The organism is Caballeronia sp. RCC_10 (genome assembly GCF_041360715.1).
Taxonomy (GTDB): domain Bacteria; phylum Pseudomonadota; class Gammaproteobacteria; order Burkholderiales; family Burkholderiaceae; genus Caballeronia; species Caballeronia grimmiae.
The window spans coordinates 234,261-257,648 of record NZ_JBFUPT010000009.1 but is presented as its reverse complement, the minus strand read 5'-3'; the positions used below and the strand labels follow the sequence as shown (position 1 = coordinate 257,648).

At 61.8% G+C, this 23,388-nt stretch carries 22 protein-coding genes and 2 pseudogenes; 2 read left to right on the top strand and 22 right to left on the bottom strand.

Features of this window, described 5'->3' with window-relative positions:
* The coding region (locus AB6804_RS18265; protein ID WP_370887626.1) for an IS3 family transposase at positions 1 to 471 on the top strand (471 nt) is incomplete at its 5' end.
* Here AB6804_RS18265 and AB6804_RS18260 read toward each other — a convergent pair.
* The 22 genes and pseudogenes from AB6804_RS18260 to AB6804_RS18155 form a co-directional block, all read right to left on the bottom strand.
* Positions 458 to 1,648: pseudogene (locus AB6804_RS18260) on the bottom strand (amidase); the annotation flags it as partial. The gene AB6804_RS18265 and the pseudogene AB6804_RS18260 sit on opposite strands and share 14 nt — an antisense overlap.
* A 30-nt stretch (positions 1,649 to 1,678) precedes the next feature.
* A complete protein-coding gene (locus tag AB6804_RS18255; protein WP_370887625.1) occupies positions 1,679 to 2,443 on the bottom strand; it encodes an SDR family NAD(P)-dependent oxidoreductase in 765 nt (254 codons plus the stop codon).
* 54 nt (positions 2,444 to 2,497) lie between these two features.
* Positions 2,498 to 3,148, bottom strand: a complete 651-nt coding sequence (locus AB6804_RS18250) for an ANTAR domain-containing response regulator (RefSeq protein WP_370887624.1) — start codon at positions 3,146 to 3,148, stop codon at positions 2,498 to 2,500.
* Between the two features lies 1 nt (position 3,149).
* Positions 3,150 to 4,304 (bottom strand): transporter substrate-binding domain-containing protein, encoded by a 1,155-nt coding sequence (locus AB6804_RS18245; protein WP_370887623.1) that lies wholly within the window; start codon positions 4,302 to 4,304, stop codon positions 3,150 to 3,152.
* A 79-nt stretch (positions 4,305 to 4,383) separates the two neighbouring features.
* Positions 4,384 to 5,370, bottom strand: a complete 987-nt coding sequence (locus AB6804_RS18240) for an acetamidase/formamidase family protein (protein ID WP_244794883.1) — start codon at positions 5,368 to 5,370, stop codon at positions 4,384 to 4,386.
* 14 nt (positions 5,371 to 5,384) lie between these two features.
* On the bottom strand, positions 5,385 to 6,092 hold the full coding sequence (locus AB6804_RS18235) for an ABC transporter ATP-binding protein (RefSeq protein WP_370887622.1): 708 nt from the start codon (positions 6,090 to 6,092) through the stop codon (positions 5,385 to 5,387).
* Entirely contained in the window at positions 6,089 to 6,799 is a 711-nt protein-coding gene (locus AB6804_RS18230; protein ID WP_370887621.1) for an ATP-binding cassette domain-containing protein, read from the bottom strand. The genes AB6804_RS18235 and AB6804_RS18230 overlap by 4 nt, the downstream gene beginning before the upstream one ends.
* Positions 6,796 to 7,866 (bottom strand): ABC transporter permease, encoded by a 1,071-nt coding sequence (locus AB6804_RS18225; protein ID WP_370887620.1) that lies wholly within the window; start codon positions 7,864 to 7,866, stop codon positions 6,796 to 6,798. The genes AB6804_RS18230 and AB6804_RS18225 overlap by 4 nt, the downstream gene beginning before the upstream one ends.
* Positions 7,867 to 7,875: 9 nt before the next feature.
* Positions 7,876 to 8,745: a branched-chain amino acid ABC transporter permease gene (locus AB6804_RS18220; protein ID WP_370887619.1), complete on the bottom strand. Its 870-nt coding sequence runs from the start codon at positions 8,743 to 8,745 to the stop codon at positions 7,876 to 7,878.
* Between the two features lie 63 nt (positions 8,746 to 8,808).
* Positions 8,809 to 10,041, bottom strand: a complete 1,233-nt coding sequence (locus AB6804_RS18215) for an urea ABC transporter substrate-binding protein (protein ID WP_370887618.1) — start codon at positions 10,039 to 10,041, stop codon at positions 8,809 to 8,811.
* Positions 10,042 to 10,343: 302 nt separating this feature from the next.
* A complete protein-coding gene (locus tag AB6804_RS18210) occupies positions 10,344 to 11,249 on the bottom strand; it encodes a LysR family transcriptional regulator (RefSeq protein WP_244794889.1) in 906 nt (301 codons plus the stop codon).
* Between the two features lie 86 nt (positions 11,250 to 11,335).
* Positions 11,336 to 11,773 carry a type II 3-dehydroquinate dehydratase gene (gene aroQ, locus AB6804_RS18205; protein ID WP_370887617.1) on the bottom strand — a complete coding sequence of 146 codons (438 nt, stop codon included), beginning with the start codon at positions 11,771 to 11,773 and terminating at the stop codon, positions 11,336 to 11,338.
* Between the two features lie 18 nt (positions 11,774 to 11,791).
* Entirely contained in the window at positions 11,792 to 12,844 is a 1,053-nt protein-coding gene (locus AB6804_RS18200; RefSeq protein WP_370887616.1) for a Gfo/Idh/MocA family protein, read from the bottom strand.
* Between the two features lies 1 nt (position 12,845).
* Positions 12,846 to 14,165 (bottom strand): MFS transporter, encoded by a 1,320-nt coding sequence (locus AB6804_RS18195; RefSeq protein ID WP_370887615.1) that lies wholly within the window; start codon positions 14,163 to 14,165, stop codon positions 12,846 to 12,848.
* 58 nt (positions 14,166 to 14,223) lie between these two features.
* Complete coding sequence (locus tag AB6804_RS18190) at positions 14,224 to 15,012, bottom strand: enoyl-CoA hydratase-related protein (protein ID WP_370887614.1); 789 nt, start codon at positions 15,010 to 15,012, stop codon at positions 14,224 to 14,226.
* Positions 15,013 to 15,031: 19 nt separating this feature from the next.
* Positions 15,032 to 15,865 (bottom strand): shikimate dehydrogenase, encoded by an 834-nt coding sequence (gene aroE / locus AB6804_RS18185; protein ID WP_370887613.1) that lies wholly within the window; start codon positions 15,863 to 15,865, stop codon positions 15,032 to 15,034.
* Positions 15,865 to 17,085, bottom strand: a complete 1,221-nt coding sequence (locus AB6804_RS18180) for a CaiB/BaiF CoA transferase family protein (protein ID WP_370887612.1) — start codon at positions 17,083 to 17,085, stop codon at positions 15,865 to 15,867. Before AB6804_RS18180 ends, aroE begins: the two co-directional genes overlap by 1 nt.
* Positions 17,085 to 17,543, bottom strand: a complete 459-nt coding sequence (locus tag AB6804_RS18175) for a MaoC family dehydratase (protein WP_370887634.1) — start codon at positions 17,541 to 17,543, stop codon at positions 17,085 to 17,087. The genes AB6804_RS18180 and AB6804_RS18175 overlap by 1 nt, the downstream gene beginning before the upstream one ends.
* 11 nt (positions 17,544 to 17,554) lie before the next feature.
* A complete protein-coding gene (locus AB6804_RS18170; RefSeq protein ID WP_370887611.1) occupies positions 17,555 to 17,947 on the bottom strand; it encodes a VOC family protein in 393 nt (130 codons plus the stop codon).
* Complete coding sequence (locus AB6804_RS18165; RefSeq protein ID WP_370887610.1) at positions 17,944 to 18,897, bottom strand: ketopantoate reductase family protein; 954 nt, start codon at positions 18,895 to 18,897, stop codon at positions 17,944 to 17,946. The genes AB6804_RS18170 and AB6804_RS18165 overlap by 4 nt, the downstream gene beginning before the upstream one ends.
* A 732-nt stretch (positions 18,898 to 19,629) precedes the next feature.
* Entirely contained in the window at positions 19,630 to 21,477 is a 1,848-nt protein-coding gene (locus tag AB6804_RS18160; RefSeq protein ID WP_370887609.1) for a glycoside hydrolase family 15 protein, read from the bottom strand.
* 70 nt (positions 21,478 to 21,547) lie between these two features.
* A complete protein-coding gene (locus AB6804_RS18155) occupies positions 21,548 to 21,775 on the bottom strand; it encodes a hypothetical protein (protein WP_370887608.1) in 228 nt (75 codons plus the stop codon).
* Positions 21,776 to 22,474: 699 nt separating this feature from the next.
* Between AB6804_RS18155 and AB6804_RS18150 the strand changes: the two are divergent.
* Positions 22,475 to 23,354, top strand: a pseudogene (locus AB6804_RS18150) (LysR family transcriptional regulator).
* Positions 23,355 to 23,388: the final 34 nt, after the last annotated feature.

Here is a 23,388-nt window from a genome sequence, read left to right as displayed (position 1 = left end):
GGCTTCGCGTATGTTGCCTTCATCGTTGACGTGTTCGCGCGACGCATCGTGGGTTGGAGAGTGTCAAGTTCAGCGCGCACCGATTTCGTACTGGATGCGCTGGAGCAGGCCCTACATGAGCGCCGACCAGCCGAAGGTAACCGTTTGGTACATCATTCGGACCGCGGGTCGCAATACGTTTCTATTCGGTACACGGACCGGCTAGCTGAAGCAGGGATTGAACCGTCAGTTGGAAGCGTAGGCGATTCATACGATAACGCACTCGCCGAAACGATTAACGGCCTCTACAAGGCAGAAGTCATTCATCGCCGCGGCCCGTGGCGCAATGTGCAAGCCGTCGAACTGGCGACACTTAGCTGGGTGGACTGGTTCAATCACCGACGTCTGCTTGAACCTATCGGCAACATCCCACCGGCCGAGGCGGAAGCCCGTTACTATGAGCAACTCGCTGGAGTGCCGATGGCTGCTTAACTCCAGCAAAACGGTCTCCGAGGTTCCCGGTGCGCTTCAGTGCGAATGCGTCTTCGTCCTGCGTTGCCTCGGCGAACTCGGCAAAGGTCTTGAGCGCAGCGTGCTTGCCGAGCCGCTGAAGGTACTTCTCGAGATCGTAAGGTATGGATTCGAGACCGCGCGCATCGAAATTCTTCAATGGCGGAGTCGGCTCGCGCAGTTCGGCGAATCCCGACCCTTCGAACGGATCGTCGACGAGCGTCGCACCGAGCGCAATCAGTTCGCCTTTGACGCGCTCATAGAGCGCCGCCGCTTCATCGGTGAGCGGCTGTGCGCGCCAGCCCGGGCCATACAGGCCGATACGCTTGCCGTTCAGCGCGTTGCGGTCCAGCGCGGCCGCATAGCCGCCCACCGGTTGCCGGCCGACGCTCGCGAGCGTCTTGGGATCTTCGCTCGTATAGCCTGCCAGCGCGTCGAGGCACAGCGCGGCATCCCGCACGTTGCGGGCGATCGGCCCGACGACATCGCGATTGGCCGACAACGGCACGACACCCGCGTTCGGCACCAGTCCGATCGTCGGCTTGATGCCGACCAGATCCTGCGCCGATGCGGGGTTCTGAATCGAGCCGCCCGTCTCTTCCGCGAGTCCGAGCACCGCCATGCCTGCTGCCACCGCCGAGGCCGTCCCCGCGCTGCTGCCGCCCGGCACCCGGTCCGGCATCGCGACGTTGATCGTGGGACCCGCCCAACTGTCGTTCGCGTGCGAGCCGGTATGGCTCAGGATGGGAACGTTCGTCTTGCCGAGCAGAATCGCGCCCGCTCGCCGCATCCGCGCGACGACCGGCGCATCGCGCTCGGGCATCAGGTCGACGCCGCCTGTCTTGCTGTACAGCTTCGCCCATCCCGCCGTGGTCGGGAAGCCGACCATATCCATCGGATCCTTGATGACGACCGGCACGCCAGCGAGCGGCCCCAGCGTTTCACCGGCTGCGCGCCGCTCGTCGATCCGGCGCGCATCGTCGATGGCGGCCGGATTCAAAAAGATCAGCGCGTTGTACTTCGCGTTGTAGCGCTCGATCCGCTCGAAGCAGGCGCGCGCCAATTGCTCCGCCGTAAAGCTGCCGGTCCGAAAGCCTTCCTGCACGGCTTCGACCGTGAGTTCCGCCAGATCGATGTCCATTGCACTGCCAGTATTCATTCGATGCCCCTTGTCGAGTTGACCTGTTCCTCAAAGCTGCACGCCGCGCGTGAGCGCACCATCGACGACGATGTTCGCGCCGCTCACGAAGCTCGCCGCCGGACTCGCAACGAAGGCCACTGCATTGGCGATCTCCTGCGGCGTGCCCATGCGGCCCGTGGGGTTCAATGCCAGCGCCCGTTCGAACAGCGCCGCATCGTTATGCTCGATCCAGTCCCACACGCCGCCTTCGAAATACACGTTGCCCGGAGAGACCGTGTTCGCGCGAATGCCCTTCGACGCCAGTTGATTCGCGAGACCCTGCATGTAATGCACGAGCGCCGCCTTGAAGACGCCGTAAGGGCCGGCCGCGAAGTCGATCTCGCGCCCCGAGACGCTGGAGATCGCGACGATCGAGGCGGCCTTGCTCGATGTGAGATACGGCATGGCGGCATCGACGAGATTGACCGTGCCGAGCAGATCCGTTTCGAACTCCTTGCGCCACGATTCGATGTCGTTGCCGATTGCGAGCGCGCTGACGTTGGCCACGACGATATCCAGCCCGCCCCACTCCGCCCCGACGCGCCCGACCCACGCCTTCAACGCAGCGCCATCCGAGACATCGACGCGCTCACCCGACGCCCGCGCGCCGCTCAGTTGCGCCAGAGCGCCCGCGGTCGACTGGACAGCCGCTTCGTCGCGTGCGCAGATGGCCACTTCCGCGCCTTCTGCCGCCAGTGTCCGCGCGATTGCGAGGCCGATGCCCTTCGTTCCGCCGGTCACGATCGCCTTCAAGCCCTTCAGTTGCAGGTCCATGTCCGTTGCTCCGTTGTATGTCGATGATTCGAAAACGCGGCCGCGCGGCGGCGCTCATCCCTTCTCGCGGCCATCCTCCGGCGCCATGCCGCGTGCAATCTGCAGTACTTCCCCCGCCTGGATGACCGAGTGACAGATATCGTCGATGGTCACGCGCTTTTCCATCGCCTGAGCGCGCAACATGTCATACGCTTCGCGCTCACTCACGCGATGCATCGTCATCAAAATGTTCTTGGCTTCCTGCAAGTGCCGGCTGTCGAGCAGCTTCTGTTCGAGTTTCGCAATGCGCTGCACGTGCTGACGGGCGCGCTTCGCGTGATAGAGCGCCATCACCACCGTGGACAGCAGCCCGGATGCGCGGATCGGCGTCGTGACGATGCCGTCGGACCCCATCTTGATGGCCTGATCGATGAAAGTCGGATTCTCGTAGGCCACCACGCAAATGACGGGCGGCGCATCCGGTCCGGACCATTCGCCCTTCGGCGCCCGTTCCTCGGGCAGCAATGCGCGGAACACTAGATCGGTTTTCTCGGGCAGCGTGTCCGTCGGCGGCCAGCATCGCTCGACATCGAAACCCATGCGTCTCAGGTGGTTGGTGAGCGTCAGCCCGTCGTCGTCGTCCGGATGAAAGACGACCACCCGCGCATTGCGCTCGAGGATGGAGCTCGTGAGGCTTCGCTGGCCTCTGTCCGTGCGCGCGCTCACGTCAGTAGTCTCGCGTGCTCAACTTCGTGACCCAGTCGCCGAGCGTCTGACGCGTCATGTACGGGTCGGGGCCGACGGCGAACTTGGATTCGCGCAGGATCGTGAATTGTCCGTCCGCATTGGCGCGGCCGATACGCGGATAAAGCGCCATGTGATGATTGACGGGATCGATACGCACCCGGCCCTGCGGGGCGGCGAACTCGGAGCCAAGAAGTTGCGGCATGATGGTCCGGATCTCGTCCGAGCCCGCGCGTGCGAATGCTTCCGCGAACATGTGCACTTGATAGTACGCAGCCTCCCAGTTCATGTCCGTCGGGGTGTCGGAACCGAAGCGCGACTGATGATGCGCGACCGCGCGGTGATTCTCGGGCGTGTCGAGACTTTGGAAGTAAGGCGCTGCCGTGTAGTGCCCCGCCGCGATGCCACGCTGCATCGCGTGAATCTCCGTCTCCGATGTATTGAGGCTGCCGATCGGCATGCCCGAGGGATCGAGGTCCGCGTGGGCGAAGGCATCGTAGAGATAAGGCACGGTCGCACCGATGACCGTGCTGAAGATCCAGTCCGGCGACTTGCGGCGAATATCCGCGACCACTTGCTCGAATTGCTCGCGGGTGGCGTCGAGCGCGAGATAGCGTTCGCCGAGGATCGCGCCTTCGGGATGCTGAAGCAGCAACTCCTGCATGGTGCGATTGCATTCGTACGGATACACGTAGCTCGAACCGACGAAGTACACGCGGGCGCCGAAGGTCTCGGTCATGAAGTCCGCGAGCTGCACGCCGTTCTGGTTCGGCGACGCGCCGCTGTAGATGATGTTGTCCGAATACTCGAAGCCTTCGTACATCTGCCCGTAAATCAGAAGCCGGTTGTGCTTCTCGACGACGGGCAGCATCGCCTTGCGGCTGGTCGACGTGTATCCCCCGAAGATGGTGTTCACGCCATCCTTGACGATCAGACGCTCGGCCAGCTCGCGAAACGCCGCGGGGTCCGAGGCGGGATCGTAGTGAATCGCGACCAGCTCGCGGCCGCCGATGCCGCCGCGCGCATTGATCTCCGCGATGGCGAGTTGCGCACCGCGCCATTGAGACTGCTCGAGCAAGGCGGTCGAGCCGCTCGTCGAGCAAAGCAGACCCACTCGGATGGGATCGGACAAAGCCATGGGTAACACGCTCTCGAATGCGCGAGGAACGGACGCCCCGCGCGGGTTGTACTGTTCTAGCTTCTTGTCGGCTGATGCGTTACTTGAGGTAATGCTTCGCGACCATCGCGCCAACGGTGTATTTTGGATCGACAAAATTGCCGAGCCGAACCTTGCCGACCTGACTCAGCATCATGTAGGCGTCCCACTTGTCGAAGCCGTACTCCGCGGCCATCCACAGCACCAGTTCGCGATAGGCGATGCGCGTCGCGTCTTCCAGGGGCCGCGCGCTGCCGATGCTCATCAGCGCATCTTCGTTCTCGAGCCGCGGCCAGTCGATGCGCCACTGCTTGATAAGGTCGACGCGCACGGTCGTCGTGCTCTGATACTCGACGGCCGTTCCGCAGACTTCGCCGTCGCCCTGACAGGCGTGCGCGTCGCCGATGAAAAGCCGCCCGCCTGGCGAGCGCACCGGCAGATACGTGATGCTGCCCGGCCCCATGTCGGGCACGTCCATGTTGCCGCCGTGATTGTCGGGCGTGAGCGAGTTGATGGAATCGATCTCGGGCGAAAGACTCAGCGTGCCGATATGCGGCTTGTACGGCAGCGTGTTGCGTTTGCTCCAGTAGACGTTTTCCTCGTCGATCTTGATCTTCCGCACCACTTCGGGCAACGGCTCGTTTAGAAGCGCGGTGTAGTCCGTGCCCGTCAGTCCGCCGAAGTTCGGGATCATGCAGCAGAAGCCATGGGGATCGTCGCCGCGCGGCGCCATCTTTTCGATGTAGACAGCGACCACATCGCCCTTTTCCGCACCCTCGATCATGATCGGCCCGTTCTGCGGATTCAGGAACGGCACCTGCAAAACTTCGGAGGGCTTGTCCGTCTCTTCCCTGATCTTGCCTTCGAAGGCGTCGCGTGTTTCCACCACGACGCGATCGCCCGGCTTCACGTGCAGCACCGGCTGCGAGTACGGTCCGATGGTGTAGTGATAGGTCTTCTGCATCTCCTCGGTGAGATGATGTTCCGTGGGTTCACGACCGGCGCCGACGCCGCGCTTCATCATGATCGAGTCTTCGAGCCATTTCATCTTTCCGTTCTCCGTCACAGTGCCAGATACTGGCGAATCAGTTGTTCGTCGGCGAGTTGCGCCGGGGTCAGCGTGTCGACGATACGGCCCTTGTCCATCACGCAGCAGCGCGTCGCGATGCGCTCGACCATCCCCATGTCCTGTTCGACCAGCACCACGCCGATGCCGGTCTCGCGGGCGATGTGCTGCAGCGTCTCGCCGATCAGATCGACGATGGAAGGCTGAATGCCTTCGGACGGCTCGTCGAGCAGCAGCACCTTGGGCGAGCTGATCAGCGCCCGAGCAATGGCAAGCTGTTGCTGTTCGCCGCCGCTCATCGTTCCCGCCTTTTGCTCGTAGCGCTTTTTCAGAATGGGAAAGTAGCCGACCACCTTATCCCTCATCTGCGCCGCCTGCGCGCGATTCGCCTGCGCGCCGACCTGAAGGTTCTCGGCGACCGTCAATGCGCCGAAGATCTCGCGGCCCTGAGGCACATAGCCCATGCCCTTCTGGGCGCGCACATAGGGCTTCTCGTGGCCGATCGGATCGCCTTCGAGTTCGATGCTGCCTGCATCGAGGCCGACGAGGCCGATCAACGCGCGCATCAGCGTTGTCTTGCCGACGCCGTTGCGTCCGATCAGCGCGAGCACTTCGCCGCGCTCGACGTCGAACGACACGCCGTTGAGGACGCGTCCGCCGCCGTAACCCGCTTCCACGCCCGACACCCGAAGCAACGCGCTCATCTCTTTTTCCCCAGATAGACTTCGGCGACATCGTCGCGTGCGAGGATCTCGTCGAGCGGCCCGTCGGCGAGCAGGCTTCCGCCATGCAGCACCGTCACCCGCGACGCAATCTGCTTGACGAAGGTCATGTCGTGCTCGACCACCATCATCGTGAGACCGGCTGCCGATAGACGCTTGATGAGTTCACCGGTCGCATGCGTTTCCTCGACCGACATGCCCGCCACGGGTTCATCGAGAAAGAGCAGCTTCGGACGAAGAGAAACGGCCATCGCGATCTCGAGCCATTGCTTCTTGCCGTGCGAAAGATTGCGGGCGAGCACTGGCGCTTCGTCTTCCAGATTGAACCGATGCAACAGCTCGTCGAGGCTTTCGGGGCGATCGTCCTTCGCGCGATGCAGCGACAGTTGCAGATGCTGGCGCACGCTCAGATCCGGAAACACGCCCGGAATCTGGAACTTGATGCTCATGCCCATGCGGATGCGTTCATGCGGCAGCACATGACTCATGTCCTGGCCGAGGAACATCACGCTGCCCTCCGACGGCCGATGTTCCCCCGTGATGAGCTTGAAGAACGTGCTCTTGCCCGCACCGTTGGGGCCGATCACGCAGCGAATCTCGCCTGCATCGATCCTGAAGTCGATGCCGTTGATGACATGCGCGCCTCCGAAATGCTTCTTCAGTCCGCGCGTTTCGAGCAGCGTGGTCATGACTTGCCCTCCTCTCGCTTGAGACATGCGCCGCCACGATGCGCGCCTTCGTTCGCCCCGCGATGAACCCGCCGCAGATGCCGCGCGACGAACGGCAGCAGACCTTCCGGCGCCGCCAGCACGACGATCAGAAGAATCGCGCCGAGCAGGATCAGCGCGTACTGGCTGCCGTACACCGCGAGATTCTGCGACAGCCAGACGAGCAAGGCCGTGCCGATCATCGTCCCGCCGATGCTTTTGCGGCCCGAGGTCGCCACCCAGATGACGGGCATCGCGGCAGACGTGAGGCCCATCGTCGACGGCGTGATGTAGGAACCCCAGATGGTGTACAGCGCGCCCGACAGGCCGCCGAGCGTGCAGCCCAGCACGAACACGAGCAACTGATGACGGCGGATGTCGACGCCCAGCATCTCCGCGCGTTGCGGGTTCTCGCGAATGGCGATGAGCGTCAGGCCGAAGAGGCCGCCGAGCAGCCTGCGCATCACGGCGTACACCACGATCAACAGAATCAGCACGAGGTAATAGAAGCTCGCGTTCTCGAGCGTGAGCGGTCCGCCCGGCCAGGGAATCGTCAGCGGCGGCATGCCGCCCATGCCGTTGTAGCCGTTCAGCCGCGCCTCGCCGATGGCCCACTGCGGTCCTGCCGTCTGCGACATGAACGTTTCGAGCACGAGCGTCACCGACAGCGTGACGATGCCGATGAACACGCCCTTGATCCGGCCGTAGAAGATCATGTAGCCGATCAGCGCCGCCACCACGACGCTCACGGCCAGCCCCGCAGCGAGACCGAGCCATGAATCGAACCAGGCATCGCCGTAGTTGAGCGTGAAGATGCCGTAGCTATAGCCCGCGAGGCCGAAGAAGGCGGTCTGCCCGAACGACAGGATGCCGCCATAGCCCCACATCGCGGCGAGCCCCACTGCGCCGAACGCCCAGAGCAGGCAGTATGCGAGGTTGCCGCTGGTGTTTGCATCGACGACGAGCGGCAGGCCGAGCGCCACGAGCCAGGGCGCCCAATGCAGCGCACGCGCGGCAGCCCCGTTAGGGGACACATTCGTTTGCTTCACGTCTGCCTCCTAGCGCGAGCGGGAAAATAGATTGCCGAGGCCCTGCGGCATCAGCCGAATGACGACGATGACCGTCACCAGCAAACCGATCTGCCCGAACAACTGGCCGTACGACGCCGTGAGTCCGGTCTGGATGACGGCGAGCACCGCGGCGGCGGGCGTCGTTCCCGCGATCACGTTCGCGCCCCCGACGACCACCGACACGAACGCCTGCACGATGAAGTTGCTGCCCATCGTCGGGACCGCCGTCATGGTGGGCGCATAGAGTGCGCCGGTCAGCCCGGCCAGTCCCGCGCCGAGGGCGAACGTCAGCGTATAGAGCCGGTCCGTGCGCAATCCAAGGCACTGCGCAATGTTTGCATTCTGGATCGTCGCACGTGCGCAGACGCCGTAGTTCGTCTTGAAGAACAGCAGATAGAGGCCGAACAGAATCGCCAGCGCGATGACCGGCAGCATCGCGCGATACGTCGAGAACGAGTAGTCGCCGAGCGAGAACGATCCGAACGGCGTGCCGATGCCCTCTATCGAGGGTCCGGCGACGAGCAGCATCGTCTGCTGCACGATGAGGCTGATCGCCCAGGTCGCGACGACAGAATCGAACAGGCGGTTGTACAGATGACGGATAACGAGCCGTTCGATCACGACACCCGCAAGCGCCGCCGCGACCGCGCCGAGCAGCATCGCGAGCGGCAGCGGCACACCGCGCTTGGCCGAGATGATCGTGACGTACGCGCCGCACATGATGAACTCGCCATGCGCTAGATTGATGACGCCCATCATGCCGAAGATCACCGCGAGACCGAGCGCCGCGAGCACCAGATAGGCGAAGCTGTCGCCGAACTGATAGATCAGCGAATAGAGAACCGAAAAGGTGGCCATGCATGCTCCACGTTCGAAGGGCAACCGCGCGCTCGCGGCATTCAGCGAGCGCGCAGACCCGGATCAGGACTTCTTGGGCAGGTTCGACGGCGTGTACTGGCGATGATCCGGCTTGTTGGGCAGATCGCAGCCCACTTTGCCGAGCCAGTACGGCTGCACATCGTCCCAGACCTTCGGGATCTCGACGGAATGATCTTCCTTCACGTGCACCAGGTAGATCGTGTGGCTTGCGTGATGGCTCTTCGGATTGATGCATACCTTGCCCTGCGCGCCTTCGGTGCAGATGCCGCTTTCGAGCGCCTTGCGCACCGCGTCCTGATTGGTCGTCTTCGCTTTTTCAGCGGCGGCCTTGTAGAGATAGATGGCGTCGTAAGCGTTGGCGGCTTCCTGATTGATATACGGCTCGTTCGGGAATTTCGCGTGGAAGCGCTTCTTGAAGTCGTTGCTCGCCGGTGAATCGACTTCTTCGACGTAGTTCGCCGTCACATACATGTCCTTCAATGCAGGCGGTTTAAAACGCTTGTGCTCGTACGCCTGACCGACGTTCACCGAACTCGCCATCGGCAGGTTCAGGTGCGCCGAAGCCTGCTGCTCGTAATACGACGCCTGATTCGCGCCGACCAGCAACGTGACCACGAAATCGGGCTTCGCCTTCTGGATGTTCTGGATCGTCTGTCCGAATTGCGATACGGAAAGCGGAATGAATTCCTCTCCGGCCATCGTGCCGCCGTTCTCCTTGACGATGTTGCGCACCCATTCCGCCGAGATCTGCCCGAAGTTGTAGTCGGCGGCGATGGTGTACACCTTCTTGCCGTATTTCTGCATCATCCAGGGAATCAGCGTCGAGAACTGCTGCTCGGGGACGGCGCCCGTCACGAAGGTGTTGGTATCGCAAACGCCTCCCTCGTACTGGTTGTCGTACCAGTAGAGCTGATGCGCGCGGTCCATGATGGGCCGGATCGCTTCGCGCGAGGCGCTCGAGAAGGCGCCGAAGATCACGTCCGGCTTGTCCGTCTGAACGAGACGCCGCGCGAGTTCCTGGAACTTCGTGTTGTCGGACTGGGTATCGTAGGCGATCAGCGATACGGGACGTCCGAGAATGCCGCCCTTGGCGTTGATCTCATCGACTGCGAGCTGCGTCGCGTGAATCTTCGGAATGGTCGCCAGTGCGAAGTTTCCCGAGGCATCTTCGAGCAGGCCGATTTTCACGGGATCAGCGGCGCTCGATGCGAGCGAAGTGAGTGCAAGTCCTGCGGTAAGGGCGAGACGCGTCCAGCCCGACGGCTTCAGCAACATGCGGATTCTCCAGAAGTGAGCGCTAGAACAAGGGGAAAAACGCGGACAAAAAAAAGCCCCCTGAGGAACCGCTGGTTCGTCAGGGGGCTTCTGTGCCGGGTCCTCGGGCGGACATCTTTGTCAGGCCACGTGGGATGACTAAGTCTAAAGCGCCGAATTTTTGCTTGTCAACGCTGATCAAAAATCAATCTGACCCGCTGCTCATTCCCTAAGGAAATGCCTTTTATCACCGCCGCCTGCCATTTTGCGAAGCGGCGGCTGCCCGAACACGACACGCCACGTCGTGTGCGGAACGCGCGACACTAGCTTCTGGTCGAGAACAGATCGGCCACAACGGATCGCAACCAGCGATTCCCTGCCTCGTGATGGTACTTCGCATGCCAATGTTGCCGCACCGCGAATCTGTCGACAGGGAATGGACACGAATGGACCGAGAGGCCGTTCACTCTCGCCAGCGTTTCCCCGATGTTTCGCGGCAACGTGGCGATCAAATCGGTGGACTTGATGATCGACCCAAGCCCGAGCATGCCCGGGAGTTCGAGCACGACGTCACGTTCTATGTTCTCGCGCAACAGCGCCTGCTCGAGCAATTGCGCGCCCGTCCCGGCGGCGATGATCACGTGCCCCTCGCTACCGTACTGCTTTATGCTGAGCCTCGCACGCACTCGCGGATGGTCAGGATTGGCGAGACAGACCCAATCCTGCATATAGAGTTGTTGTTGATACATGCCGCTGCCGAGCCAAGGCACATGTCCTATCGCCAAATCGGCCTCGCCGGATTCGAGCGCGCGCTCCGTGTTTCCATCGATTCTTGCGGCTTCCAGCCGAATGCCCGGTGCATGCGAGCGCACGTGCGCCAGCATCCTTGGCAGCAGCGTGATGTGGCTCGCATCGGTCATGCAGATACGGAAGCGGCGCTTTGCCGTAGTCGGATCGAACGAAATTTCCCATGCGGAGAACCGGCGAATCGATTCCAGAATTTCCCGGCATGGTCCGATAAGCGCGTCCGCCTGAGGCGTCGGAGTCATGCCGCCCGGCGTGCGGACGAACAATGGGTCCTGCAAATGCTCGCGCAGACGCCCCAGCCAGATGCTGACCGTGGGCTGGCTCTGTCCAAGCTGCTCTGCCGCGCGTGTCACGCTGCGCAGGTCATACAGGAGGTCGAAAAGCTGAAGCAGTTTAAGATCGGGCAGTTCTGACCGGTTCATGGCGGTATTGTCGGGGGCAATATCGCCATTCTATTCATTGCATTGCGCGTGTAAATGCATCCCGTATCTGACCGACGCATCAGTTATCAGGCAGCAGCCGACACTGCCGCCCGCAGTCCAAGCGAATAACTGTCGATACCGAAGCCGCAAATCTGTCCCTTCACGATTTCGGCGAACACCGAATGATGGCGAAACGCTTCACGCGCGTGGATGTTCGACATATGAATCTCGACGATGGGTACCGTCAATATGGCGAGCGCATCGCGAATTCCATAGCTGTAGTGCGTCCATGCGCCGGCATTGATCAGCACGCCATCGACTTCATCGACGAACGCCTGATGGATTCGCGCACACATGTCCCCTTCGCTGTTTGTCTGGTAGCTCTCCACCGTGACGCCAAGCTCCTTGCCCAGTGCCTGAAGTTGAGCATCGATGTCGGCGAGCGTAGCCGTTCCGTATTGAACTGGATCGCGCTTGCCGAACATGTTGTGGTTGACGCCGTGCAGCATGAGGAAGGTTTTCATCAGTTATCCGTATGATGTTCAGGAGAAAGCCGTTTCGACGACTGCGCCGGTTTTGGCGGCCTTGACGATCGCTTCAGTGATGCGAAGATTTTGCAAGCCGTCGCGCGCGGTGACGATCGGTTTCGCTTCCCCGCGCACGACTTGCCCGAAGTGTTCCATTTGATGCTTGAGCGGATCGTCGCGCGTCACTTCCGCCACGCTGACATCGAACGGCTTCCACCACGATCTGTCCCCGGCGTTTCCGTAGGTTTTGAGGCGCATCGTGGGAATGGACAACGATCCGAACGTGCCGGCAATCACATAGCAGTCTTCGTCGGCATAAGACGTGTAGGCCTTGTTTTCTTGCGAGGTTTGTTCCCAGCTGCGCGCGCTGGCGGCGGTATCGGATAGGAGAAAGGTGCCGAGTGCGCCGCTCGCGAAACGCAGATTGATGGCGACGGTGTCCTCAACTGCAAAGCCGCGCGTCGCGTTCGACGAAAATGCCTGCACCGCCACGATATCGCCGCACAGCATCCGCAAGTTGTGGATCTCGTGAATCATGTTGAGCAGAATCGGGCCTGCGCCCGGCTGCTTGCGCCAGGGCGCGTCCGCGAAATACTGGTCGGGCTTGAAGAACATTGCGCTGCCCATCACTGCGACGAGCGAGCCGAGCCTGCCTTCGTCGATGATTGCCTTCGCGCGCGCCATGATCGGACTATGCGCACGATGATGTCCGATCAGCACGCTCGCGCCGTAGCGGTCCGCATCGGCGACGAGTGCTTCCGCCTCCTCCACCGTGGGCGCGATGGGCTTCTCCAGCAGCATCGGCACGCGTGCCTGCATGCTCAAGCGAGCGTGGTCCACGTGAAGGGTGTTCGGCGTTGCAAGGACCACACCGTCAGGACGATCTTTCTCGAAGAGTTCATCGAGCGAGCGGTAATGCGGAACGTATGCTTTCGCGGCAATGCCGGCCGCCGCATCGGAAGGATCGACCACCGCCGACAAGACGCACGTCGCGCTTTCGCGGACGACACGAATATGTTCGAGACCGATGTAGCCGGCACCCGCCACGGCGATACGCGTTTTCTCCATGTCACTCTCCACGGCTTTCGGGGCCAACGTGAATCGCCCACATCGAAATCAGATTGAACACGATACCCAAAGCGACGATCGGCCAGGTCGCGCCATTCGTATGCGCCTGAATCAACGTCGCGGCGAACGGCGCGCTGCTCCCGATGACGACTGCAAGGTTATAAGCCACGGCCGAACCGCGATAACGGAATTCCGTCGGAAAAGCCTCGGCAAAATAGGCAGGCTGCACGCCCGCATGAAACTGCGCCGCGCAAAGCAGAAACACGATGGCGACGCCGATCAACACAAGGTGCCCGCTCAGGATCAACGGAAAGAACACGATGAATGCAGCGAGCATCGAACGCGATCCGACGAGCATAGCGCGGCGGCGTCCGATACGATCGCACAGCGCCCCGCCGAAGCCCATCGCGACCATGGAGCAGAGATGCGCGACGATCAGAATCGCAAACGCCGTCTGCTTCGATACGCCGAGCTTGCCCGTCACGTACGACAGGATGAACACCGTCGCGATGAAGTACGCGATCGACACAGCGGCCCATACCATCATAAGGCGCAGAATCGTTCCGGTGTGTTTGGAGAAACCCGACGCCGGTTGCACTCGGCCCGAACGTCTCTGCTTCAGCTGCGCTTCGAACGCGGGCGTCTCGGAGATGCGCATACGGATGAACAGGCCGATCGCCACCAGCAAGAAGCTGAAGAGAAACGGGACGCGCCAGCCGAATCGAAGGAACTGCTCATTGGTCACGAACGCGGCGACGCCGAAGAGCACCCCATTCGCCAGCACCTGTGCGAGCGGCGAGCCCATCGCGATGAACGAGCTATAGAAGCCGCGCCGGTTCTTGGGCGCGTGCTCCATCGTGAGCAACTGGCTTCCCGTTACTTCGCCGCCGAGCGCAAAGCCCTGCATGAAGCGCAACACCACGAGCGCAATCGGCGCGAGCACGCCGAGCGACGCATAAGTGGGCAGAATGCCGATCAGAAACGAGCAAATGCCCATCAGCAGGAACGTAAAGACCAGCATGTTGCGGCGGCCGACACGATCGCCCAGATAGCCGCATATGAGACCGCCGAGCGGCCTCGCGATGAAACCCACGGAAAAGGTCGCGAACGCAGCGAGCGCGGCCGTCGTCGTGTCTGTCCTGGAGAAGAATAGCTGAGGGAGAACCGTGGCCGCGATGGCGCCGTAAGCGGCAAAATCCAGCCATTCGAGCGCGGAACCGGCGATGCTGCTGAGCGCCGCCCGGTTCGCCATTTGCTTCTCGTCGGAATGCTGCGCGCGAACGGCGGCATCGCCGTTCATCGTGTTTTCTTGCGGCGTCATTGCGTCTCCTGTCTGTCAGAGGCCGCTTCTTCGAGCGGTTCGATAAAGGAATGCGTGCCTAGTGCCCCGTCCACCTCGGCAAGCGCTTCTCCGCGAATGCCTTCGGGCCTTCGCGAGCGTCGTCGCTTGCGAGCATGCGTTGCGCGAGCGGATAGTCCTCGTGCATCGTCGATGCAAGGTTCGCGTGCGTGAGACTCGTCAACATCACTTGCTTCGATGCCTGTATCGCAAGGGGCGCGCACGCCAGAACCTCTTGGGCAAGCGCACGCGCACGGTTCATCAGTTCACCAGCGGGCACGATCTCGTTGATCAATCCAATGCGCCTCGCCTCATCGGCAGGAATGCGCTTAGCAGTCAGCACGAGCGCCATGGCGTCCTTCATGCCGATCTGCCTCGGCAAGCGCTGCAAGAGGCCGCCGCCTAGCGCGGCTAGACCGACGCGCGGTTCAGGCAAGCCGAATTGCGCATGATCGGCTGCAACCGCGAGATCGCATGCGGCGAGAATCTCCATCCCGCCTCCGAGGCAGAGGCCGTTCACGGCGGCGATCAACGGCTTCCACAAATCGAAGCGATGCGTGATGCCCGCGAATCCTGTCGATGGCTTCGCGTGATCGCCGGTGGCATCGAGTGCTTTCAGATCCGTGCCGACGCAAAACGCCCGCTCGCCCGCGCCGGTCACGATGGCTACGCGCAATGTCGGATCGGCGGCGTAGCGGTCGAAGGCATCGGCCAGTTCACGGTGCGCATCAGGATGCAGCGCGTTGAGCACCTCGGGCCGGTGGATCGTCAGCGTGAGCAACGGCCCTTCGACTTCGTAGCGGCAATAGCGATAAGTCTCGGTTTGCATCGGGCGCTTCCTCGTCGCGTCAATCGAGCGGAACGGTGAGCTGGTCGATGATGACGCGCGTGCGCGGACGCACGCCTCGCCACCATGCGAACGCTTCGGCGGCCTGCTCGACCAGCATGCCGACGCCATCGGCGATGCCTTGCACGCCCGCGTGACGCGCGAGCCGCAGAAACGGCGTGAGGCCCTTGCCGTAGGCGAGTTCATAGGCTGTGCCGTTCGCGCTGAAAACGCTGGGCGGAACGGGCGGCAAGTGCCCCGTCAGGCTCGCGGACGTCGCGTTGACGACGAGATCGAACTGGCCCATCGATTCGAGTTCCGCATAGCCGCACGCGGCGAGCGAGCCTTCGGCCCCAACCTGTTCGACGAGCGCCCTGGCCTTATCGACGTGCCGGTTTGCGATAACGATTTCTGCAGGCCGAGCCGCGATGAACGGTAGCAACGCGCCGCGCACCGCCCCGCCCGCGCCGAGGACGAGCACGCGCTTTCCCGCCATCGGCTGATGCAGGTTGCTCTCGATATCACGCACGAGGCCGACGCCGTCGAAGTTCTCCGCGACGATCCGGCCATTCTCGAACTTCATCGCGTTGACGGCGCCCGCCAGCGCCGCTCTTTCGCTGCGTTCGTCGGCCATGTCGAACGCTCGCAGCTTGAAGGGCGCGGTGACGTTCATGCCCTTGCCACCGTCTGCGATGAAGGTTCTCACCGTATCGTCGAAGGCATCGGCCGGTTCCAGCGGTCCTTCGATGGCAACATACGTCATGTCTTGCTGGGTCTGCTCCGCAAAAAGACCGTGAATCAGCGGCGATTTCGTATGCCCGATCGGATTTCCGATAACCGCGTATCGATCGTTCATCACGCACCCGGCTTCGAAAAGAGCACGCCGTCGGTCTGCATCGCGTCGATTTCGGCTGCGCTGAAGCCCAGCGATTGCGCCACTTCCTCGTTGTGCTGCCCGAGGTCGGGTCCGACTTCGCGGATCGACGTATCACAGTCGGAGAAGCGGAACGGCAGATTCGGCAGACGCAGTTTTCCGAAGCGCGGATGCTCCTGCTCGATCACCATGCCGCGCGCGACGATCTGCGGATCGGCCACGACCTCGTCGATGCGTTGCACCTTGGCGCAAGGCACATCGACACTGTCGAGCAAAGCCAGCACATCCGCGACGGGCCGCCCCGCCACCCACGGTTTGACGACCGCAAGAATGGCCTCGCGATTAGCATTGCGTCCGTTGAGGCTGTGGAAGCGCTCGTCGTTGCCGAAGCCAGCCGGACCGCCGTGTTGCTCGACGAGAGCAGCGAAGCGCTTCCACGAATCATCCACTTGCGCCGCGATGACGAGATCGCCATCGGCTGCGCGGAATACGCCGTACAAGGTTGAAGTCGGCATGTCATGGCCCGTCTGCTCGGGCACCACGCCTTGCATCGTGTAACACTGCACGGCGTATTCGTGCATCGACACGAGGGTGTCGTACAAGGCCATGTCGATATGCTGGCCACGGCCGCTTTTCACACGGCCGAGCAACGCTGCGTTGATGGCGGCAACGGCATGAATGCCCGTGTACATGTCGCCGAGCGAAATGCGCATAAGGGGCGGCGGCTCGCCCGGATTGCCGATCATCTGCATGATGCCGCTCTTCGCTTCGGCTATGAGACCGAAGCCCGCGCGATGCGCATCGGGTCCCGTGTGCCCGTACGCCGAAATCGAGCAATAGACGAGGCCCGGATTGCGCTCGGACAACGCGGCATATCCGAGCCCGAGCTTGTCCAGGGCACCCGGCCGATAGTTTTCGATGAACACATCCGCCGAATCGCACAGACGCTGCATGAACGCCTTGCCGCGCGGATCTTTCATGTTGACGCTCACGCCGCGCTTGCCCATGTTGAGCTGCAGAAAATAGGCGCTTTGCTGATCGTCGAGGATCGTGGCGTGCTGACGGCCTGCATCGCCGCTGCCGGGGCGCTCGACCTTGATGACTTCCGCACCGAGCGCGGCGAGGCATCGTCCGACATAGGGGCCGGCGAGAAAGTGGCTGTAATCGACGACGCGGATACCTTCCAAAGGACGGGCTTGCATCAGTTCGCTCCCGGCCGACGCGGGATCATCAGGCGATGCTCCCCACGCTGAACGACTTCGCCGTTCTGGTTGATCAACTCGGAAGGCAACACGACGATGCCCCACTCGGGCTTGCTCTTGCTTGCGCGCATCGCGCCGACGCGAAACTTCACGTGCAGCACGTCGTTGACCTTGATCGGCAGCAGAAAGTCCCATGTCCAGCCAAGCGACATGCCGGGCAGGAAGCGATAGTCGCTCTGCGTCTTGAGGCCATCGGCAATGGACAAGCCGAACAGACCGTGCGCGACGATGCAACCAAAGTGGCTCGCGTTCGCGTATTCCTCATCGACATGCACAGGCGTGTGATCGCCTGTGAGATCTGCGTAAGCAAGAATGCGTTCTTTGGTGACGGTGTAGGTCGGGCTGACGCACTCGTCCCCTTCGCGCGCATCGTCCCAGTATTTCTCAGTGGTGGTCATGGTGCTCATGCTCACGCCTCCGCGCGTGGGTTGATCGCCAGCGCCTGCGCGACGCATGTGGCAGGCTTGGCCTGAATGAGTTCAACCGCGAGGCCGTCGGGCAGACGCAGCCAGTTGCGTCCCTGCGGCATTTCAGTCACGTCAAAGGCTTGCGCGGCGGCAAGCGCGGCTTCCAGGTCTTCGCACATGACGCCGAGATGCGCGAGCCGGCCCTCGGGCTCTTCGTGTTGCGGTGCGCTGATGAACTGCAGACCGCCGAGCGTCCAATACTGACGCGGCTTTTCGCGCGTGCCGTCGACTTCGCGCATCGTCATGCCGAGCACGTCTTCGAAGAAGCGGATATGCCAGTGGATGTCCTTCACCCAGATGGCGACGTGCTCAAGATAGGCTTTCGGCGGGCTCACGCTGCGGCTCCTTCTTCATTCTGACGATCCGTCATTTCGCGCTCGATGCCCTTTATGCAGGCGACGAGCGTCGAATTCACCGGCGTCGGCACGCCAAGGCGTTCGCCCCAGCGCACTACGGCCCCATTGATGAAGTCGATTTCGGTAATCGAGGACTTCTCGATGCTTTGCAGCATCGACGTCTTGAATGCGGGTGAAAGCCCTTCGGCGGCCATGTTCCAGGCGTCTTCAGCACGAGTGATGGACAGCGTGACGCCGGCGGCTTTGGCGGCGGCCATCGCTTCTCCAATCGCCGCGAGCGACGTCGCTTTGAGAACCGGCTCGTCGTACAACTGGCCGTAAGTGAGGCGCGTGATAGCCGTCATCGCGCCGGTCGCAATGTTTATCAGCAGCTTGTCCCACATCGTGCCCATGATGTTGTCGCTGACGGAAGTCGTCAGACCTGCGCTGTTGAACGCGTCCGCGATCGCACGCGCACGGTTCGTGATGCGGCCGTCGAGTTCGCCGATGATCGTCAGCTTGCCCGTCACGCCGGACTGAATATGACCGGGCGCGCGGAGCACCCCGCCGACATACGTTTTGCCCGCGAGCACGCGCTCGCGTCCGACGATGCCGCTCAGCACGTCTTCGTGGCCAAGGCCGTTCTGCAACGACAGCACGACCGTTTCAGGACCGACGAGATCGAGTGCGCCGCGCATCGCCTGATCGGTGTGAAACGACTTGACCAGCACGATGACCAGGTCGACAGGACCGGCTTCCGCCGGGTTCATCGTCGCCCGCACGTTGACGCGGCGCGTGCCGCGCTCGTCGTCGACTTGCAGGCCGTCGCGGCACATGGTCTCGACGTGCGCGGCGAACCGGTCGACGAGCCATGTCTCATGGCCGCCTTCGGTCAGCGCGGCGCCGATGGCGCAACCCAGCGCGCCAGCGCCCAGAAATGCGATCTTCATATGCGTCTCCTTGAACTGGAGACGAAGATACGACGCTGTGGACATGTCGGCAATGCAATGGCTGCAATAGGGCCATTGCCGCATGCAATACGGATCTATTCGAGCAGACGCATGGTGTAGGTGCGGCGGTATGTTCAATGCAGGGAACGGTATGACGGATCGCCTTCTATTCACGATCGGTGCGCGGAGGAAAGGGCAAGCGTATCCGGGCCGGAGCCAGCCGTGGCAGCGTGCGCAGCCAGTTCCAAGCGGCTTTATCCCGGGTCTGCGATTTTCAGAAGGCGTGTGCGTTGTCCTAGGCGGCCAAGAAGGCCGCATTCGCTCGCAACGGCGCACATGTCATGCAACGGCTAACTCGGCACGACGCCAGGCAACGTGGTTATTCGTAGTGATGTGGTCGCGGTTTCGCCGCCTTATGACCATCGGATGCGCGAGCGAGGTCCTTGCATACGTAAGACGTCGCAATTGAAGCGTCATTCGAGGCTCTCGATTCCGATGTCTAGTCAGAACGCCGCAAAAGACGACGGCGGTTGTCTCTGTCCCCTCCAATTAGCGTGCCGAGTGGCGCTTTACGAAGGCAGCAGAAGCTTCACGCGCTGAAGTTCACTCAATCTTGCACTCGCGCGATAACTGACACGGAGAACAGTGTCGTGGCGTGTCACGCTTTCTCATCGAGCACGGTGGCAACGACGTAAGAAGCGAAGCCTGCTATTTCCACTTGCCCGAAACACCTCAAGTCCAAGCCACGTGCGTCCGATCCAGATCCCTATCCAATTGATACGCAGCACTGATCAATGCGAGATGTGTCAAGGCCTGCGGGAAATTCCCCATCGCCTCGCCATTCGTCGCGACTTCCTCGGAAAAAAGCCCGACGTGATTCGCATACGCCAGCATCTTCTCGAACACGAGCCGCCCTTCATCGACACGGCCCGCGCGCGCCAGCGCTTCCGCATACCAGAACGAGCACGCGCTGAAGCCGCCCTCCCTCCCTGGCAAGCCATCCAGCTCGTCCCCGCGCGTGTACCGGAATACCAGCGGATCGACGCGCAAATCGCGGCCGATTGCATCGAGCGTGCTGGTCCAGCGCGGATCTTTCGGCCCGATGAAGCGCACGAGCGGCATCATCAACGCGGATGCATCGAGCGTCGATGAACCCGGCGTCTGCACGAACGCTTGCAGTTCTTCGTTGAAGAATTGCTCGTGGATGTCGCGATGGATGTCATCGCGCGTCTGAAACCACGTCGCGAGCGGCGCGGGCAGCGAACGCTTCTGCGCAAGCCGCAGCGCGCGATCCACCGTCACCCAGCACATCAGCCGCGAATGCAGTAGCGGCCGTGTGCCGTTGCGAAACTCCCAGATGCCATGGTCCGCTTCTCGCCAATGCGCGACGACATAATCGACAGTGCGCGTCACATGCCGCCAGCCCTGATAAGAAATGGCCGCGCCGTACTTGTTGTATAGATAGACCGAATCGAGCAGCGCGCCATAGACATCGAGTTGCGTCTGGTCACGCGCACCATTCCCGATAAAAACCTTACCCGGCGACGACGATGGTGCGAGGCTCGACAACTCGGTCTCTTCCATCGGCGGCTCGCCGTCTACCGCATACATCACGCTAAGCGAGCCGTCCGAACTGCAATCGCGATTTCGCTCGGCGATCCATCGCATGAAGCGCTCCGCTTCGCCCGTGTAGCCGAGTCGCAGCAGCGCATAGACAGAGAATGCCGCGTCGCGTATCCATGTAAAGCGATAGTCCCAGCGTCGGGAACCGTCCTGCGCTTCGGGCAAGCCGAAGGTCGGCGCAGCGACGATCGCGCCAAACTCGTCCGAACTGAGCAGCTTGAGCGTAAGCGCCGATCGCAGAACGACTTCGCGATATCGTCCGCGATACGTCGATTTAGACGACCATGCCTTCCAGAAATCGATCGTCTCCTGCAGCATGCCGTCGAACTTCTCTTTCGAGTCGAGCTTCGACATTTCATCGACGGCGCCGAGCGCGAAGCACGCCGAGTCGCCTTCGCTCATCTCGAGCGTCGCGCGTGCACCGTCGTTTTCGATCGACAACGGCACGCTCGCTCGCAAACGCAACGGCGGAGCGTCACCGGTCTGTCTGAATTCGACGCCCTTCTCCACTGCATGGGCGGTATGTCTCGCACGCGCATAGTCGAAGCGCGGATCGCATCGCACGTTCACCGTCATGCGTCCATACACGATTCTTACGATGCGCATCACGCAGTTCGGCACATCCTGTACGCGTGCATCGGATGACGGCACGGGCATCAGGTCGAGCAACTCGCATACGCCGTCGCCGGTCATGAAGCGTGTAAGCAGCACGTTCGTCTCGGGCAGATACATCTGCTTGACGTTCGCCCCGGCATCTTGCGGCGCGATGGAGAAGGCGCCTCCGCCTTCGTTATCGAGGAGCGACGCAAAAACGGTTGGGGAATCGATGCGCGGATAGCACATGAAGTCGATCGCACCGCGCAGCGAAACGAGCGCAGCCGTCTTCATGTTACCGATCACGCCGCGCGCATCGACGGGCAATGCGGCGTGTGAGACTTGCTGAGACGGGTGGCCCATCGTGACGTGCTCCGGCTTGACTTTGCCAAGCGTTCAAGCAAAGGCTATACCCGTCGATGTCCGTCTGAAACTAGCGGCCTGCGGTTTGTTCGTGCGGACCGGATGCGGACTGCATCGGCGCGGCGCTGAATGCGGCATCGCTCGTGGACAAATCCTGCGTCGCCACGACTGCACTAGAGGCGGGGGATATGTCCGCGTGTCCCGATGACTTGCCGTAGCTCGCGATATAGAGCGTCACTGCCACCGCGACGCCGATCAGCACCGCGACCACCGCCACGCCCGACGATTTGCTTTTCATGCTTGCTCCTTCGATGCTGCTGGATCTGGCCCAGGCGCGTGACTGTATCGGCGGAACATGAGGCTGTCGGTGTGCGGGCGCGCATTGGAGTGCATTTCGAAGTTTCACTGTCGGTTCAAGTGGATAGCGCCCGGCTCCCCGGTTTGTCCACAGGCTTGTGCACGGAATCTGTGGATAGTTTCCGTGCTCGACGCTTCAGACTGGTCGCACGGCTCGCCATGACCATACAGTTGTTCTTGAACACCCCGCGCGGAAGAAAAGCAAGCGAAAACATGGGAAGCACGAAGCGCGAGCCAATATTGATCCCAAGCGTTGGTATGACAGGTTCGTGCTTCGCGAACATACAGACGGTGAGCCCATTAAAGACCTGAGCGTGAAAGTGCCGACGCTCATCGAGCGCTTCAACACCTGCATGGTCGAAGAGAAGTCGCCTCGCTGTTAAGACCCTCCGCCTAAGGTGGCGGACACACGCGAGATCATGCGACGCAAAGCCCGCTTCTACTTACTTAGGCTCCTCGCTTTTGTGCAAACCGATCAAGCACGACGAGTCATACCAAATGGTGTGGTTGATAAAACGGTAGCAGACAATCCCCGTGCGCTGAACCACGATCAATATCCAGCGTCCCCGGAAAAAACAGCGATAATCGTTCTAAAACTTCGGTTTCTCCGAATCACTCAAACCGGCCAAGGAGCGCAAAAATGCTCAACTACCGCCATCTCCACTACTACTGGGTCGTCGTGAAAGAAGGCGGTTTCGCCCGCGCAGCAGAGCGCCTCGACATGGCCGTCCAGACCATCAGCGCCCAAGTCCGCGAACTCGAAAAGTCTCTCGGTCATCAACTGCTCAAACCCGCCGGGCGCGGCGTGACGATGACCGACGCAGGCCAGGCCGCGTTCGCACGTGCCGAGGAAATCTTCGAGATCGGCCAGCTCATCCACTGAAGTGCGCGAAGCGGCAAGCGGCACGCTCGCGCGCTTTGCCGTCGGCCTCTCCGATGACATTTCCAAACTCGCCGCTCAAGCCCTCCTCGCGCCCGTCCTCGGCGATGCATCGTTGCGTCTCTTATGTCATGAAGGCGAGACGGACGAACTGCTCGGTGAGTTGGCGCTGCATCGTCTCGATCTCGTGCTTGCCAGTCAGCCCGCGCCGCATAACCAGAACATGCGGTTGACGAGCGAAAGACTCGTTGCGTCGCCCGTGGACTGGTATGGTCCCGCGTCGATCGTGCGCAAGAGCGCCATCGATCACTTCCCGAAGAGCCTCGCCTCGCTGCCAATTCTCTTACCGACAGGACATTCATCGCTGCGCTCACGGCTCGATCGATGGCTCGAAACGCAGCGCATCGCGCCGCGCGTCGCCGGCGAATTCGAAGACAGCGCCCTCATGGCCGTCTTCGGCGCGCGCGGTCTCGGCGTCTTCCCACTCGCGGAATTCGGCGCCGGCGATGTCCCCCTGCTGCGCGGCCTGCGCTGGCTCGGACGATCGCCGGAAGTCAAGGAAGAAGTGCACGCGATCGTGTCGCGTCGTGGGCGGCATCATCCGCTGACGCAGCGTGTGCTTGCAGGCGTGGACGAGTAACTTCGGTTTTTTCGAAGTACCGCTTCGAAAGCCT